The organism is Lentzea rhizosphaerae, from assembly GCF_042649515.1.
Classification (GTDB): domain Bacteria; phylum Actinomycetota; class Actinomycetes; order Mycobacteriales; family Pseudonocardiaceae; genus Lentzea; species Lentzea aerocolonigenes.
The window spans coordinates 142,624-158,238 of the sequence record NZ_JBHRZI010000004.1; the positions used below are offsets into that span (position 1 = coordinate 142,624).

The following is a 15,615-nucleotide window of genomic DNA, read 5'->3' on the forward strand; positions in this document are numbered from 1 at the left end:
GGACGGTTTCGGGGCCTGGGCGGGACAGGTGGTGTGTCTGTGGAGGTTCCGAAACCCGCGGCGGACGCGTGCCGGGGAGAGGTGCTGTGGCTCCGCGGCGGGTTTCTCCCAGCGGCGGCGCAGATCGCGTGTGCGGTGACGGGCCAGGCGTAGCTGGGTGTAGGTGGCGATCAGCAGCCAGGTCCACTGGTCGGCTGCCGGCGAGCGTGGTCCGTAGCCGGTCGATCTCCACATGGCCGCGGGCCAGCGCGGCGTAGCCGCTGCCATGCCCGCGACGATGCTCACCGGCCAGCGACAACTCCGCGATCGACCCGCACCGGCCCATCGGCACACAGCACCGCGTCACACAGCTCGAACAACGCGTCCGCCCGCCTGGACAGACACCGGTAGAACTCCCGCCGGAACCAGGGCAGGTCCCCGCCCGCGCCGGACTCACCGGCGTCCTGCACACTGATCAACTGAAGCCCTCGGTAGCGATCTTCTTCCCTAGACAAGAAGAATGATCAACCAAGGGCTTCACCCATGATCAACGAGGGTCCAGGCTTCGCCGTCACCGGTTAAAACTCAAGCTAGAAGTCCCGGTGCTCCTCGGCCCACGGCAACAACTTCCGTTCGGCGAACGTCAAGCCGTAGAACAAAGCGACGCTGATGACAGCGAGCAACGCCATCGCCGCGAACGCCAGTGAGGTGTCCGCGCTGGCCCCCGAAGTGGAGATCACGTACCCGAGTCCCCCGCGTGCGCCGACGAACTCGCCGATCACCGCCCCGATGACCGCGAGCGTCACCGCCACCTTCAAGCCGACGAAGATCTGCGGCAGCGCGTGCCACAGCCGCAGCTTGAAGAACTCGTGCGTGCGCGAGGCGTCCAGCGACCGGAACAGCTCGACGAGGTCCTGGGGCGTCGACTTCATGCCCGATGCGGTGGAGATGACGATCGGGAAGATGCACACCAGCACCACCATGAGCACCTTCGAGGAGATGCCGAACCCGAACCACACCACCACGATCGGTGCGATGGCGACCTTCGGCACGGCGTTCAGCGCCACCAGCAACGGGTAGAACATCCGCTCCAGCACCTGGGACCCGACGATCAGCAGTGCCAGCGGCACACCGATCACCACGGACAGTCCGAAGCCGGACACGGCCTCCCACAACGTGATCAGCGTCTGTTCGAGCAGATATCCGGGCAGCTCCAGGAAAGAAGCGACGACGTCGGCCGGCGACGGCACCAGGAACGGCTCGATCCCGAACACGATCGTCGCGAGCCACCACAGACCGACGATCACCAGCATTCCCAGCACCGGCAACGCGATCCTCACGCCGTCACCTCGCCCAGCAAGCCGCGCAACGACCGGCTCACCTCGTCCAGCTCGACCTGCCCGAGCGCACGCGGCCGCGGCAAGGGGACGTCGACGATCTCGTGGATCCGGCCGGGGCGCGGACTCAGCACGACGATCCGGTCGGCGAGTAGCACGGCCTCGTCGATGGAGTGCGTCACGAACACGACCGCGCGCGGGTGCTCCAGCTGAACCCGTTGCAGTTCCTCGGAAAGCTCCGTCCGAGTGATCGCGTCCAGGGCGGAGAACGGTTCGTCCATCAGCATCACGCGAGGGCTCTGGATCAATGATCGGCACAGCGACACCCGTTGCTGCATGCCGCCGGACAGCTCGTGCGGCAACCGTTTCTCGAACCCGGCGAGCCCGACGAGGTCCAGCAGCTCGAGAGCACGATCGCGATGGTCGCCCAGACCGAGGACCTCGGCCGGCAGCAGGACGTTGGCCAGCACCGACCGCCACGGCAGCAACGCCGGGCGCTGGAACATGAGCGAGACGTCGCGGCGCGGCCTCGTGACCTCCTGCCCCGCCACGAGAATCCGCCCGGAGGTGGGGGCGAGCAGCCCGGCGATCAGCCGCAGCAACGTCGACTTCCCGCAGCCGGACCTGCCGATCACCGCGACGAACTCGTGCCCGCCCACCTCCAGGTCGATGCCGGCCAGCGCGTGCACCGGCCCGAAGGTCCGCGCGAGGAGCTGGAGCGAGATCACTTCGGCGCCAGGTCGAACGAGGCGACGTCGCCGGGACGCACCGACCCGTCCGGGATCGCACCGGCCCCGACGAGCGTGCGGAGGATCGTCTCGACCCGCGGCTCGGTCAGCTCGCCGACGGGACCGCGGAAGCCGACCGGCTTGACGTACCACTTCATCAGGTCCAGCTCGGCGCGCGCGACGGCGGCGTCCTGGGTCGGCTGGTACTTCTTGAGGATCTGACCGGTCTCCTCCGGGTGCTCGACCGCGTAGTCGAGGGCACGCAGCAGCACGGCCGTGAACCGCTGCACCAGACCGGGATCGTTCTGCGCCATCTGCTTCGACGTCACCAGCACGTTGCCGTACAGGTCGGGCACCAGGTCGCCGTACGGCAGGACCACCGCTTTCCGCCCCTTCGCCGCGGCCTCGATCAACGGTGTGCCGACGACGAACTGCCCGATCCCGTCCACCTGCCCGGCCGCGAGCAGCTGCGGGAGCGACGGCGGAGGCGACGGCACGAACTCGACCTGCGCAGGGTCGATGCCGGCGGCCTTGGCGTACACCGGGAACATCACCTGGTTCGTGGAGCCGGGCTGGTCACCGATCTTCTTGCCTGCCAGGTCGGCCGGCTTGGAGATCCCGTTGCCCTCCAGGGCGACGATCGCGGCGAGCGACCGCTGGTGGATCGCCGCGACGGCGGTGACCGGCAGCTTCTCCTTGGCGACGGTGATCGCGGTGGCGGTGAAGTCCGCGATGCCGAAGTCGGCGCGGTTGCCCGCGACCAGCTTGAGCACGTCGACGCTGCCGGTGCCCGGCGTGACCGTGACCTCGATGGCCTCGGCGTCGAAAAAGCCCTTCTCCAACGCGATGTACACGTACGCGTCACGGCCGAAGGTGCTGAACGACGTCAGATAGTTGATCTTGCTGAAGCCCGTGTTGTCCCTCGGTGGCGGTGTGCCGCAGGCGGCGACGGCCAACACGACCAGGACAGCTGCGACGACTTTCCGCATTGTTCCCCTCCCCCGGAAACGTCCTTCTGGTCGAACATAGAGGTCGGGGAGGACGAATGAACACGACCAATCCGCCCGTGGCCGTCATCGGCGCGGGCCCGATCGGTTTGATCACCGCGCTGGGGCTGGTCGCGCACGGCGTGCCGGTGGTCGTCTTCGAGGCGGCCTGCTATCTGTCCGGCGAGACGAGGGCGGGCACCGTCCTGACGCGCACGCTCGAGGTCCTGGACCGGTACGACGCGCTCGGCCCGGTGCTGGAGGCCTCGCTGCGCCTCGACGAGATCGGCGAGCTGGACCGGGCGACCGGGACGTCGACCGGAAGCGTCCTGACCTCGGCGCTGGCCGGCGAGACGCGGTTCCCGTTCGTCGTCAACGTTCCGCAGCACGAGCTGGAGCCCGCGCTCGCGTCCGTGCTGGAACAACGTGCGCCGGGCGCGTTGCGGATGCGGCACCGGTTGGTGGACTTCACGCAGCACGCGGATCACGTCGTCCTGCGGTTGTCGACTCCGGACGGCGAGGTGGAGGTCGAGGTGGCGTACGTGCTCGGCTGCGACGGCGGGCGCTCGACCGTGCGCGAACGGCTCGGCGTCGAGGTCACCGGGCACACGCTGGAGCAGCGGTACGTGCTGGTCGACCTCGTGTGCGACCTCGACGTCGGCAATCCGCGCGACTACCCGTACCTCGCCTACTTCGGCGACCGCGAGGAGTGGATGGTCCTCGTGCGGCAGCCGCACTGCTGGCGCTTCGTGTTCCCCCTCGCCGCGGGACGGGAGGCGCCGTCGTCGGACGAGCTGCGGGACAAGGCACGCCACTTCATCGGCGAGGTCGACGAGCTGAAAGTGCTGGGCAGCAACGTCTACACCGTGCACCACCGCGTGGCGTCGTCGTGGCGACGCGACCGGGTGTTCCTGCTGGGCGACGCGGCGCACCTGATCACGCCGATGTGGGCGCTGGGCCTGAACACCGGCGTGCTCGACGCGTCCAACCTGCCGTGGCGGCTCGCGTGGGTGCACCGCGGGTGGGCGGGCGCGGAGTTGCTGGAGGGCTACGAGGCCGAGCAGAGGCCGGTGGCGGTCCACGGTTCCGGCGCGATGGCCGAGGCGGCGCGCGCCGTGATGGACCGCCGCCTGGAGTCGGTGGCGGGCTGGAGCGACGCGATGACTCGCACGTTGCTCGGCGTGCGGCTGGGCGAGGACTGGTCGATCACGCGCCCACCGGGCCCGTTGCGCGTCGGCGACCGCGTGCCCGACCTGCGGATCTTCGGCCTGCGCGGCCCGGTCCACCTGCACGAGCTGTGCCGCGAGGAGTTCGTGGCCCTGCACCTCACCGACGCGCGCCGCCGCCCGCACCTGCCCGACGGCCCAGCCGGGCTGCGTCAGGTGATCGTGAGCCGCTGGGACGCGCCGCACGACTCGGGCCTGCGTTCCCGCGCGTACTTCGACCCGGGATCCACCGTGCGCGACCGCTTCGGCCTCGGCGACGCCGTGGTGCTGCTGCGACCGGACGCGCACGTCGCTCACGTCGAACCCTGGACCGCCTCGTCGTGGCAGAACGTCCAGGACCGCTATCTGCAGGAGGTGCGCCTTGCGAGGTGACGTCGTGCTCTCACCGGCCGGGGAGAAGATCGTCCTCGCCGACGTCGGCAGTCGTGTGCTCCACGACGACCCGGTGATCAGGGTGTGGGAGGTGACGCTCGAACCGGGCGAGACCCACCCGTGGCACCTGCACCACAACCCGTACGTCGTGCTGAGCATCGACGGCTCGCAGGGCCGCATGGACTGGCTCGACGGCAGCGAGCCGCGGTTCATCTCCGAGCACCGAGGTGGCTGGGTCTACCGGCCCGTGTCGCCCGTGCACCGGCTGACGAACATCGGGACGACCTTCTACCGCAACCGGCTCGTCGAGCTGAAGGACCTCGGCGAGAACCTGGACGAGCCGCTCGACATCCGCCCCGACGACGTCAGCGTGCGCACGGTCGCCGACACGACCCTGGACCTGGAGGGGCCACACGTCCTCGCCGCCTTGGACGGCGAGGACGTGCAGCTCCACGCGGGAGGGTCGTGCACGGTGGACGGCGAGTGGTTCGTCGTCGAACTGAGTTACCTGTTCAGGTAGGGCTCCAGGTCCTCGAACTCCGCGACCTGCCGCACCTCGACCGACATCTCCTCGACGCCGGCGAAGCAGGTGATGTACTCCTGCGCGACGGCCGTGGCCTCGGCCAGGTCCTTCGCGTTGATCAGCAGGAACCCGCCGACGACCTCCTTGGCCTCGGCGAACGGGCCGTCGATCGCACTGATCGCCGCACCACGCCTGCGCACCACGGCGCCGACCTTCTGCACGCCCTCGGCGCCGAGCATGACGCCGTCCGCGGTCAGCTTCTCGACGAACGCGTTCATCCGGTCGATGAGCTCGGCGTTCGGCTCCCACGAGGCCGGGTCGTCTTCGGGGACCCGGTGCATGAGCATGAACCGCATGTTCTCTCCTCGGTGTCGACTGGCAGCGTCGAACAGCTGCCACCCCTGCGTCGAACGACGTCACGGAGCTTTCGACATTGTGCAGACGACTTCTTCCGGACGGCGCGACACGAGGTGGCCGGCCGTCCGCAGCGCGAGCGCCGCCATCGTCAGCGACGGGTTCGACGTGCCGAGCGACGGCATGCTCCCGCAGCCCACCGCGTACAGGTTCGGGTGGTCCCAGCACCGCTGCCACCGGTCCACCACCGAGTCGCGCGGCGAGTCCCCCATCACGTGCGTGCCACCGCCGTGGCCCGCTCCCCAGTACCTCAACGGCTCGCCGTCGTGCTCGAAGTACCGTTCGTCGTCCGGCTTGTACGACGTGTGGTCCTCGGCGCCGAGGAGTTCGAAGATGCGGTCCGACGCCCGTTTCGCCGCCAGCAGACCGTCCTTGACGTAGTCCGACAGTCCGTAGTGGACGCTCGGCCGCGGGTTGCCCAGGGCGTCGAGGTCCGTGCCGAGCGTGACCCGGTTCGCCGGATCGGCCTCCTGCTCGATCTCGAACTGCAGCGCGAACTGCCGGCCGACCCGGTCCGCGACGGCCTGCCGCAGCGCCTTGCCGCGCAGGCCCGCCGCGACGAACTCGGCCGTGTCCGAGACGGGACTGCCCGCCGACCAGCCCCAGCCCCAGTTGCCGATCTCGATCCGGAACGGTGCCCGCGTGCAGCGCTGCGGGCCGGAGCGGAACACCTCGATGCCCGTCGTCGAGCCGGGACCGCGGAACGGGCCGATCTGCTGCGGCATCAACGCCCACGTCAGCAGCGCCGGGTGGTCCATCAGGTTGCGGCCCACCTGGTCGCTGCTGTTCGCGAGCCCGGACATCAGCAGCAGCTTGGCGTTCTCGATGGCGTGCGCGGCGAGGACGACGAGATCCGCCTCTTCCTCGTGCCGTGTGTGCCTGCCGCTCGTGTCGTCCTCGTAGCGCTGGTAGGAGACTTTGGTGATGCGCCCGAACTCATCGGCGTGCACCCGGTTCACGACGCAGCGGGTGCGCAGCTCGACGGCGGCGGACCACTGCTTCTGCGTGCGGTGCGGCGTGTACTTGGCGTTCTCCGGGCAGATCGGCACACAGCTCGCGTAGCCCGCGCACAGCTGCCCGTGCGGCCGGTAGCCGTGCACCGGAATCCCGTTGCGCGCCTGAGGAGTTCCGACGACCAGCAGCTCGTTCCCGTCGATGCTCTGACCATCCACAACGGACGCGATCGCCTCGTCGAGGTACGTGCGGGGCAGGGCGTGCATGGGATAGCGGTAGCCGTCCGCCACGGGAAGGTGCTGGCGCTGCTCGTCGGCGTCGGCCGCGACCCCGATCTCCCACTCCGCGGCGCGGTAGTAGGGCTCCAGGTCGTCGTAGGAGAGCGGCCAGTTGCGGCCGTGCCCGAGGTCGGCGGTGCGGAAGTCCTCGGGATGCATCCGCGGCGTGATGCCGGTCCACGCGGTGCCGGTGCCACCGTTCATGCGCAGGTAGGGGCTGCAATAGGCGAACGGCCCGGTGTTGATCAGGCAGTCGCTCGACGGCGCCGCGGCGGTGGTCCGGTACGGCGCCAGCGGCGTCTTGACGAGCGCGGTCCGGAACCTGCGCACCGCCTCGTCGTGGTCGTTGTGCGCCCCCGCCTCCAGCACGAGCACGCGAAACCCGTTGTCCCCCAACACCTTCGCGACCAGCGAGCCGGCGAACCCAGCGCCGACGACCACGGCCCTCACGAGGTGCTTCTTCTGGGTCTGCGCTCCCAGCTCCCGAAACCGGGCGCACTGGTGCCCGGCGCGGCCACCCCGACGGCCTTCCACGCCAGCCCTTCGGCGTAGGCGCGGGCACTCGGCACCACCCCGCGCCACACCCCGGTGTACCAGAGCTCGATGATGTCGGCTTCCGACGCGCCTTGTGCCAGCGCGCGGTACTGCTCGACCAGTCCGGTCGACCTCAGCTCCTCCGCCGAGAACCCGGTCAGCTCGGCGGACAACTCCACGAAGGCGTCCATCGCGCCATCCTCACGGAGCCCCTGTCCTGCGCCAAACGATCTGACCAAGGCTCACCCGCGTGGCCCAACCGCCATTTCGCCCAGCAACGACCAGTCGTCCTGCTCCAGCACGGCGTTGACGATCCGCGGCGTCTCCTGCAGGTACGGCGGCAGCTCGGCCTGCGCGACCTTGAAGTGCGCGGACTGCACGTGCGCGGCCCCCGCGTCCCCGTCCCGGAACGCCTCGACGAGCACGTACTCGGTCTCGTCGTCGAGGCTGCGCGACCAGTCGAACCACAGGCAGCCGGGCTCGCCGCGGGTGGCCTCGGTGAAGGCGCGGGAGAGCTCGGGCCAGGTGTCGGCGTATTCGGGCAGGACGCGGAACTTCGCGGTGATGAAGATCAAGGCTGCCTCCTTCGCGTGATCGCGCCCCGAGCCTAGGGGGACTCGGTGACGGGGACCAGCGAACCGTCCGGCGCCATCCGCTGCGGCCCCTGCCGGACCATCTCCGCCACCAGGGCGTCGAGCCGGGCGTCACGTTCGGCCTGGTCGGGATAGGTGACCTTGAAGCCGTGCACCACGATCTCCGACGCATCGACCTCACCGCGCACACCCTCCGGCGCGAAGCCGAACATCTCGTGCATCGTGGCTTGGGCGAACTCGTACTGGTCGTCCGACTCGGCGTGGTGCTCGCGGAGCAACGTGCCGTCCGCGTCCCACTCCCCGAAGCCGAACGCCCCCGATCCCGAGTGCCAGCTGAACACGATCATCGGCCGCCCGGCGGCGAACTCCCGCACGTGATCCGGCGGCGGGAGCATCATGAGCTCCTGGTCGCACACGATCGTCGCGTCCGGCAGCACCGCGACGTAGGCGAGCGCGTGGCCGGGGTACACCTCGTCGGCCAGCGTGCTGTCCTCGATCGGCTCGACCGCGCAACCCGGTCGCAGCGCGCGGATCACCGCTTCCGCCTCGTCCCGGTCCGGTTCTCCTCCTTTCCGCAACGCCGTCCGCACCTCACCGAACGCCAGCAGCATCGCCTTGGACCCCACCTGACCTCCTCCCTCTGCGACGTCACAAAACCTGCGCGATCATCCCCCAGTGCCCGAGATGATCGACACCCGCCGGCGCAACCTCGTCGTCGCGACCGTCCTGCTGGCCATGCTCCTGGCCGCCCTCGACCAGACCATCGTGTCCACCGCCCTGCCGACGATGGTCGCCGACCTCGGCGGCGGCGCGCACCTGTGGTGGGTCGTCACGTCCTACCTGCTCGCCGAGACCGTCATGACGGTCCTGATCGGCAAGTTCGGTGACCTCTACGGGCGCAAGAAGACGTTCGTGGTCAGCCTCGTGCTGTTCCTGGCCGGGTCGTTCTTCGCGGGCTGGTCGGAGTCGATGGGCACGCTCATCGCGCTCGCAGCCACCGGGCTGACGCTGGTCACGAGCTGGGGCGGCACCGAGTACCCGTGGACGTCGCCGACGATCCTGGGGATGGCCGCCGGATCGGTCGTGCTGCTGGTCGCGTTCGTGTTCGTCGAGCAGCGCGCGGCCGAACCGATGCTGCCGATGCGGTTGTTCCGCAGCCGGGTCTTCACGGTGTCGGGTGTGCTGAGCTTCGTCGTCGGGTTCGCGATGCTCGGCGGCATCACCTACCTGCCGATCTACCTGCAGTACGTGCGCGGCGAGTCGGCGACGGCCTCCGGGCTGTGGATGCTGCCGCTGATCGCCGGGCTCATGGCCACGGCGCTGCTCACCGGCAACGTGATCAGCCGCACCGGCAGGTACCGGATCTTCCCGCTGGCCGGGTCCGTGGGGCTCGCGATCGGCCTCCTGCTGCTGTCCTTTCTGGACGCGAGCACGAGCTACTGGGTCATGGGCGCGTTCATGGTCGTGCTCGGCGCGGGCATCGGCCTGGTGATGCAGGTGCCGGTGATCGTCGTGCAGAGCACCACGAACTACACCGACCTCGGCGTCGCCACGTCCGGCATCAGCTTCCTGCGCACCATGGGCAGCTCGTTCGGGGACGACGGGGTGGCCACCCTCGACGAGATCGCCGAGATGACCGAGGTGCCCGGCGGCATCTTCGAACCGACGGCGCAGGCCCTCGTGCGATCGGGGCACCTGGCGTTCAGCGACGACGGCTACCGGTTCACCGACGAGGGCGCGGACGTGTTCGCCCAGCTCGTCAGGGCGTGGCGGCAGTGGCTGCTCGACCAGCTCGACGACTGGCACGAACCGGACCAGCGCGACTTCGCGCAGGCACTCGACTCGTTCACCGACGAGCTGATCGAGAGCGGCCGTCAGATGAGCAGGGTCTAGACGCGGCGCTCCAGGGCCGCCGCCTCCGCCACCCGCCCCTGCACCCGGTACAGCTCCAGAGCCCGCCCCCACTGCTCGCGCGCCAGGTCGTCCTCCCCGGCCGCCGCGTGCACGTCACCGAGGTGCTCCAGCACCGTGGCCTGCTCCGCCGAGTTGTCCAGCTCCCGGTACAGCGCCAGCGCCTCGCGGTAGTGCGCGACGGCGTCGGCGTGCCGGCCGTCGTGGTGGGCGATGTGCGCGAGACTGTCCAAAGTGGCCGCTGAGCCCTCGGTGTGGCCGAGTTTGGCGTTGAGCAGCCTGGCGTCCTCGCAGTACGTCCTGGCTTCGGCGTAGCGGTTCAGGCACGCGTACCGCCAGCCGACGTCGTTCAGCGACTCGGCCTCGCGGATCTCCGCACCGGCCGCGCGGAACTTCTCCAGTCCCAGCAACGAGTGTTCCAGCGCCTTCTCCAGGTCGCCCTCGAACTCCGCGGCCCACGCGATCAACCGGTGCACGGAGCCGTGCGCCACGTGGTCGCCGGTTCGCGCGAACAGCTCCAGGCTGCGAGCGAAGTGCTTGTGCCCCAACGAGGACTGGCCCAGCTCCACGTAGTCCGCGCCGAGGCACATGTGTGCGGTCGCCTGCCTGAACTCGTCGCCCAGGGCCTCGGTCGCGCGCAACGCCATCAGCCACGCGTCCACGTCGTCGGAGGTGCGTCCGCGACGGAGGTGGTAGCTGTTCATCGTGTGGCCGAGCATCGACACGACCTCGAAATCGGCTCGCTCCAGCGCGAGCCGCTGCTCGGTCATCAGGCAAGCGTGCTCGGCGTCGAACCACGCCATCGCCGCGGCCTGGTCCGCGAACGACAGGACGTGACCGCTTTCGTGCTCCGGCAAGGCTTTGTGCGGCTCCAGCGTGAGCGCGGCGGCACGGGAGGTCGCGGCGTAGAAGTCCGCCAGCCGGGAGCCGGGGGAAGCCGGGAGGTCCGCCGCGTACAACCCGACCAGGTCGTGCATCCGGTACCGGCCGGGCACGTGCTGCTGCACCAGGTGCGCGTTCTCCAGCTCCCGCAGCACCATCCGGGTCCGCGCGACGGACCGGTCCAGCAGCGCCGCGACCGCCGCGAGCGACACGTCCGCCGTGCCGACGGTGCCGAGCAGCCCGAACGCGCGCGCCGCCTCGTCCGGCAGTGCCGCCACCGACCACGAGAACACCGCGCGCAGGTTCGTGCCGATCTCGCCCGCGTCCAGCGCGTCGAGCGGCTGTTCGCGCAGCTCTTCGGCGAACACCGCCAGCGGGAAGTCCGGTTCCATCGCGGCCCGCGCGGCGACGATCGACAACGCCAGCGGCAGCCCGCCGCACCAGCTCACCAGGTCGGCGACCACACCGGGCTCGGCCGTCACCCGCTCCACGCCGAGCCGCGCGGCCAGGAACTCGCGGGCGTCGGCGGGCTGCAGCACGTCGAGCGACACCGACCTGGCGCCGTGCGCGGCCACCAGCCCCGCCAGCTTGAGCCTGCTCGTGACGAGCACCGTCGCGGTCGAGCCCGGTAGCAGCGGCACGACCTGCTCGGTGGACCGGGCGTTGTCGAGCAGCACCAGCATCCGCCTGCCCGCGACCACGCTCCGGTAGCGCGCGGCCAGCGCGTCCAGCCCGGCGGGGATCGTCTTCTCCCCCAACGCCTCCAGGAACTCCCGCAGCACGGTCTCCGGAGGCGTCGGCTCAGCCGACGGGTCGAACCCGCGCAGGTTCACGTACAACTGGCCGTCCGGGAACTCCTCGACGTGCCGGTGTGCCCAGTGCAACGCGAGCGCCGTCTTGCCGATGCCGCCCGTGCCACCGATCGCGGTGATCACGACGGTGCCCGACGACCCCAGTGCGGCCAGTTCGTCGGAGCGGCCGGTGAACCACGGGTGCGGCGCCGGCAGCTGCCGAGGCCCGCTCGGGCGCGGTTCCACGTCTCCGGCGAGGATCCGCTGGTGGACCTCCTGCAACGGCCTGCTCGGATCCACCCCGAGCTCGTCGGCGAGCCGGCGGCGCACGGAGTCGTAGTGCCGCAACGCCTCCGCGTCGTTGCCCGACAGGTGCAGCGCCAGCACCAGTTGCGCGGCAACGCGTTCGTCGTGCGGTCGTTCGTCGGCTGCCCTCCGCAACGCGGGCAGCACCGCGGCGTGCCTGCCGTCCGCGAGCGCCACGTCGTTGCGGTCCAGCTCGGCGGCCTCGCGTTCGGCGTGCAGGCTCTCCCGCAGCGCGTCGAACCACGGCGACTCGAGCCCGTCCAGCGCCTGCCCGCGCCACAACGCGAGTGCCGCGTCGAAATCGCCTTCCCGCACCAGTGCCCTGAATCGGAACAAGTCGACCCGAGGCGAATCCACGGCCAGCCGGTAACCGGCGGGAGAACGCTCGATGTCGACCCCGAGAACCTTGCGAAGCTTTGACACATATCCGTACAGCGTCTCGCGCGCTCTCAGCGGCGCCCGCTCGCCCCACACGCGGTCGAGCAGCCGGTCGACCGGTACCGGCCTCCCCTCCTCCACCAGCAGCGCGACCAGCACGGACCGTTGGCGGACGTGGCCGATCTCGACCACCTCACCCCGGTCTCGCACCTCGACGGCACCGAGCAGCCCGAACTCCACTTCCCACCCCTCAGCAGCGAATTCAAGGTTCATCCTAGGTTCGCTCTCGATCGAAGGTGCAACGTCGTGGTCGCGGACCGAACGGTTCGCGGGACATCTCTCCGGATTCAGATATCAAGGGGTATTCGTGAAGTCTCGTAATTTCGTCCTGGCAGTCGCGGGTCTGGGGCTCGCACTCGGAGGGCTCGTTCCCGCCGTCGCCAGCGCGGAGACCTCCGGCGACGTGTCCGTCCAGGAAGTGCACCGCAAGTCGGCGAAGTGCCGCACGCCGGAAGGCAAGAAGATCAACATCTCCTGGGGCGACGGCAACGTCAGCACGACGGTCTACTACAACAACCACTGCAACCAGGCTCGCGCGATCGAGCTGGAGTTCGTGAAGGAGAGCGGCGAGCGCTTCAACAAGTGCTTCGTCGCACCGGCACGGACGAAGGGCGACAAGAAGATCGACCACGGCATGCCGAACAAGGTGTCGATCCTCGGCGGCAGCCGCTGCCCGTGATCGGGTTCTGATACCTGGAGGGCCCCGGACACCAGCCGGCAGCCCAGCCGCGGGGCCCTCCACCACCAGACCAGCGAAAGATCACCCGACCAGACCAGGGCGGAGGCGTTCCTCCACATGCGACCCTGGAACCGATGAGCACCACGCGAATCGGGTCGTTCAACGTGGAGAACATGTTCGAGCGCCCCAAGGTGATGGCCAGGGGCGCGACGAAGCACGCGGCCCCGGTTCTGGCCGCCCACGCGCGTTTCAACGAGCTCATCGCCGCCGAGACCTACTCGCCAGAGGTCAAGGAAGAACTGCTCGAACACCTGGCAACGCTCGAGTTGCTGCGCAGCGACCGCAGCAGGTACGCGATCCTGCGACGCATCCGCGGCCGGTTCCTCGCGCGGCACCGCACCGGCGAAACCTCAGTCGTGGCAAGCGGTCGCGAGTCCTGGGTCGGCTGGGTGGAGCTCACCACCGAACCCATCAGCGAGCTCGCCACGCGGCACACCGCCCAGGTGATGCGCGACGTCGGCGCCCACGTCCTCGGCGTGGTCGAGGCCGAGTCCCGCGAGCTGCTGCACATGTTCTCCGCCAGCATGCTGAAGAACGTCGGCTGGACCCCGTACGAGGAGGTCCACCTCATCGACGGCAACGACGAGCGCGGCATCAACGTCGGCCTGCTGACACGCGACGCGCACGAGGTCATCACCATCCGGACCCACGTGTACGCCAAGGACAACTCGGGCGTGATCTTCTCCAGGGACTGCGCCGAGTACCACGTGCGCACACCCGCCGGCCCCGAACTGGTCGTGCTCGTGAACCACCTGAAGTCCAAGGGTTACGGCGCTCCCGGCGACCCGATCGGCGCCCGCCGCCGGTTCCGCCAGGCGGTCCGCATCGCCCGCATCGTGAACCGGTTGCGCGACGAGGGCCACGAGCACGTCGCCGTCGTCGGCGACCTCAACGACACCGCCGACAGCGAGGCGCTGCGGCCGCTCTTCCAGCGCACCGGCCTGCGCGACATCAGCGAGCACGAGAACTTCGACTGGGACCACCGCCTCGGCACGTACCGCGGCGTGAACGAGAAGGGCAAGATCGACTACGTCCTGCTCACCCCGGAGCTGTTCGCGAAGGCCACCGGCGGCGGTGTCTTCCGCAAGGGCGTGTGGCGCGGGCCGCGGACGAAGAACCGTTGGGATGTCTACGAAACCCTGACCAACGAGGTGCACGCGGCCAGCGACCACGCGGCGATCTACGCCGACATCGACTGGAGCGCCTGAACGACCTCGACGGTCACCTCCACGACGTCTCCCGGCACCACGTCGTTCTTCTTGCGCACAGCGGCCTTGATCGGCAGCACGTAGCAGCCGGACTGCTTGTCCGGGAACACCGACGTCGACCACGTCGAGACACCGAGCCCACGCGTCAGGAAAGGTTACGTGTCCATACGCCGGGCGTCCCAGAGCCACAATTCCGCGTCGAAGACGAGCATGCCCACATTACGGGGCCAAACAGGTGATGTGTCCGTCGTCGCATCACGTAATGGCCTCCACGTCTTGAATGCTGCCTTAGGTTAGCTTTACCTTGTCTGCGCCCGCTCTGACCTGGGGCGCGAGTCGAGGAGGACTGCTGGTGAGGCGTCGTGCACGCACCGTGACGTTGGTCGCCGCTCTGTTGGCGTCGACGTTGACGGCCTGCAGTTCCGCGAACGACCTGGTCATTTATTCGGGCCGCAACGAACAATTGGTCGGCGCCCTCCTCGACCAGCTGGAAGCCGCCGTCGGAATCGACGTCCAGGTGCGCTACGGCGGCAGCGGGGAAATGGCCGCGCAGCTGCTGGAAGAAGGTCAGGGAACCGAGGCCGACCTGTTCTTCTCGCAGGACGCGGGCGCGCTCGGCGCGGTCGGCGCGCAGGGCAGGCTGGCCGAGCTGCCTGCGGACGTGCTCGGCATGGTGCCGGAGAACTACCAGGCGCGCGACAAGCGGTGGGTGGCCACGAGCGCGCGTGCTCGCGTCGTCGCCTACGACCCCCGTGTGGTGCAGGAGAGCGAGCTGCCCCAGACGGTCGAAGAGGTCGTCGACCCGAAGTGGAAGGGCAAGATCGGGTACGCGCCGACCAACGGGTCGTGGCAGGCGTTCGTGACGTCGGTCCGCGTGCTCAAGGGCGAGGAGTTCGCCAAGGACTGGCTGACGAAGTTCGCCGCCAACGAGCCCAAGCGGTTCGACAACAACAACAGCATCCTCAAGGCCGTCGACGACGGCCAGCTCCCCTTCGGACTGATCAACCACTACTACTGGTACGCGATGGTCGCGGAGAAGGGCGGCGAGGCGAACGTCAAGGCCAGGCTGCACCGCGCCGGCAGCGGTGACCCGCTCGCGCTGGTCAACGTGGCGGGCGTCGGGATCGTCCAGGGCAGCAACCAGAGCGAGGCCGCGCAGAAGGCCGTGCGGTTCCTGCTGTCCGAGCAGGCGCAACGGCACTTCGCCGACGTGACCGCCGAGTACCCGGCCAATCCCGGGGTGAAGCCCGGCAAGCACCAGCTGCCGCCCATCACGGACCTGCACGCCCCCGACATCGACCTCTCCAAGCTCTCGTCCCTGCAGGAGACGGTGAAGCTGTTGCAGGAAGCGGGGTTGTCCTGAGGCCCGCCCACCGGGCCGCACCTGCACTCACCACGCTCTCCCTCCTCGTCGCC

At 69.4% G+C, this 15,615-nt stretch carries 17 protein-coding genes; 6 read left to right on the plus strand and 11 right to left on the minus strand.

The window, feature by feature from the left end; genetic code table 11:
* Positions 1-281: 281 nt before the first annotated feature.
* The 4 genes from ACFOWZ_RS02180 to ACFOWZ_RS02195 all read right to left on the minus strand — a co-directional run bounded on the left by ACFOWZ_RS02180 (position 282) and on the right by ACFOWZ_RS02195 (position 3,033).
* Entirely contained in the window at positions 282-458 is a 177-nt protein-coding gene (locus ACFOWZ_RS02180) for a hypothetical protein (RefSeq protein ID WP_382367773.1), read from the minus strand.
* A 111-nt stretch (positions 459-569) separates the two neighbouring features.
* Positions 570-1,319: an ABC transporter permease gene (locus ACFOWZ_RS02185; RefSeq protein ID WP_382367776.1), complete on the minus strand. Its 750-nt coding sequence runs from the start codon at positions 1,317-1,319 to the stop codon at positions 570-572.
* Positions 1,316-2,044: an ABC transporter ATP-binding protein gene (locus ACFOWZ_RS02190; RefSeq protein ID WP_382367779.1), complete on the minus strand. Its 729-nt coding sequence runs from the start codon at positions 2,042-2,044 to the stop codon at positions 1,316-1,318. Before ACFOWZ_RS02190 ends, ACFOWZ_RS02185 begins: the two co-directional genes overlap by 4 nt.
* Entirely contained in the window at positions 2,041-3,033 is a 993-nt protein-coding gene (locus ACFOWZ_RS02195; RefSeq protein WP_382367782.1) for an ABC transporter substrate-binding protein, read from the minus strand. The genes ACFOWZ_RS02190 and ACFOWZ_RS02195 overlap by 4 nt, the downstream gene beginning before the upstream one ends.
* A 56-nt stretch (positions 3,034-3,089) precedes the next feature.
* Between ACFOWZ_RS02195 and ACFOWZ_RS02200 the strand changes: the two genes are divergently transcribed.
* Entirely contained in the window at positions 3,090-4,628 is a 1,539-nt protein-coding gene (locus ACFOWZ_RS02200; RefSeq protein WP_382367785.1) for an FAD-dependent monooxygenase, read from the plus strand.
* Positions 4,618-5,148: a hypothetical protein gene (locus tag ACFOWZ_RS02205; protein WP_382367788.1), complete on the plus strand. Its 531-nt coding sequence runs from the start codon at positions 4,618-4,620 to the stop codon at positions 5,146-5,148. The genes ACFOWZ_RS02200 and ACFOWZ_RS02205 overlap by 11 nt, the downstream gene beginning before the upstream one ends.
* Here ACFOWZ_RS02205 and ACFOWZ_RS02210 read toward each other — a convergent pair.
* From ACFOWZ_RS02210 to ACFOWZ_RS02230, 5 genes are read right to left on the minus strand one after another with little or no spacing between them, the layout of a single operon-like run.
* Complete coding sequence (locus tag ACFOWZ_RS02210; protein ID WP_382367791.1) at positions 5,133-5,507, minus strand: YciI family protein; 375 nt, start codon at positions 5,505-5,507, stop codon at positions 5,133-5,135. The two genes, ACFOWZ_RS02205 and ACFOWZ_RS02210, sit on opposite strands and share 16 nt — an antisense overlap.
* A gap of 60 nt (positions 5,508-5,567) precedes the next feature.
* Entirely contained in the window at positions 5,568-7,247 is a 1,680-nt protein-coding gene (locus tag ACFOWZ_RS02215) for a GMC family oxidoreductase (protein WP_382367794.1), read from the minus strand.
* Positions 7,244-7,522 carry a hypothetical protein gene (locus tag ACFOWZ_RS02220; RefSeq protein WP_382367797.1) on the minus strand — a complete coding sequence of 93 codons (279 nt, stop codon included), beginning with the start codon at positions 7,520-7,522 and terminating at the stop codon, positions 7,244-7,246. The genes ACFOWZ_RS02215 and ACFOWZ_RS02220 overlap by 4 nt, the downstream gene beginning before the upstream one ends.
* Before the next feature lie 51 nt (positions 7,523-7,573).
* On the minus strand, positions 7,574-7,906 hold the full coding sequence (locus ACFOWZ_RS02225; protein ID WP_030470107.1) for a putative quinol monooxygenase: 333 nt from the start codon (positions 7,904-7,906) through the stop codon (positions 7,574-7,576).
* Between the two features lie 32 nt (positions 7,907-7,938).
* Positions 7,939-8,550, minus strand: coding sequence for a DUF6928 family protein (locus ACFOWZ_RS02230; RefSeq protein WP_382367800.1), 612 nt, complete (start codon positions 8,548-8,550; stop codon positions 7,939-7,941).
* A 58-nt stretch (positions 8,551-8,608) separates the two neighbouring features.
* Here ACFOWZ_RS02230 and ACFOWZ_RS02235 point away from each other — a divergent pair, with 58 nt between their 5' ends.
* Positions 8,609-9,817: an MFS transporter gene (locus ACFOWZ_RS02235; protein WP_382368276.1), complete on the plus strand. Its 1,209-nt coding sequence runs from the start codon at positions 8,609-8,611 to the stop codon at positions 9,815-9,817.
* On the opposite strand, the gene ACFOWZ_RS02240 is transcribed toward ACFOWZ_RS02235, so the two are convergent.
* Positions 9,814-12,465, minus strand: a complete 2,652-nt coding sequence (locus tag ACFOWZ_RS02240; RefSeq protein ID WP_382367803.1) for an AfsR/SARP family transcriptional regulator — start codon at positions 12,463-12,465, stop codon at positions 9,814-9,816. The two genes, ACFOWZ_RS02235 and ACFOWZ_RS02240, sit on opposite strands and share 4 nt — an antisense overlap.
* Positions 12,466-12,559: 94 nt before the next feature.
* On the opposite strand from ACFOWZ_RS02240, the gene ACFOWZ_RS02245 reads away from it, so the two are divergent.
* Entirely contained in the window at positions 12,560-12,931 is a 372-nt protein-coding gene (locus tag ACFOWZ_RS02245; protein ID WP_382367806.1) for a hypothetical protein, read from the plus strand.
* Between the two features lie 134 nt (positions 12,932-13,065).
* Positions 13,066-14,199 (plus strand): endonuclease/exonuclease/phosphatase family protein, encoded by a 1,134-nt coding sequence (locus ACFOWZ_RS02250; RefSeq protein WP_382367809.1) that lies wholly within the window; start codon positions 13,066-13,068, stop codon positions 14,197-14,199.
* On the opposite strand, the gene ACFOWZ_RS02255 is transcribed toward ACFOWZ_RS02250, so the two are convergent.
* Positions 14,172-14,348: a DUF1905 domain-containing protein gene (locus ACFOWZ_RS02255; RefSeq protein ID WP_382368279.1), complete on the minus strand. Its 177-nt coding sequence runs from the start codon at positions 14,346-14,348 to the stop codon at positions 14,172-14,174. The genes ACFOWZ_RS02250 and ACFOWZ_RS02255 overlap by 28 nt on opposite strands.
* Before the next feature lie 203 nt (positions 14,349-14,551).
* Between ACFOWZ_RS02255 and ACFOWZ_RS02260 the strand changes: the two genes are divergently transcribed.
* Positions 14,552-15,562, plus strand: a complete 1,011-nt coding sequence (locus ACFOWZ_RS02260) for an iron ABC transporter substrate-binding protein (RefSeq protein ID WP_382367812.1) — start codon at positions 14,552-14,554, stop codon at positions 15,560-15,562.
* Positions 15,563-15,615: the final 53 nt, after the last annotated feature.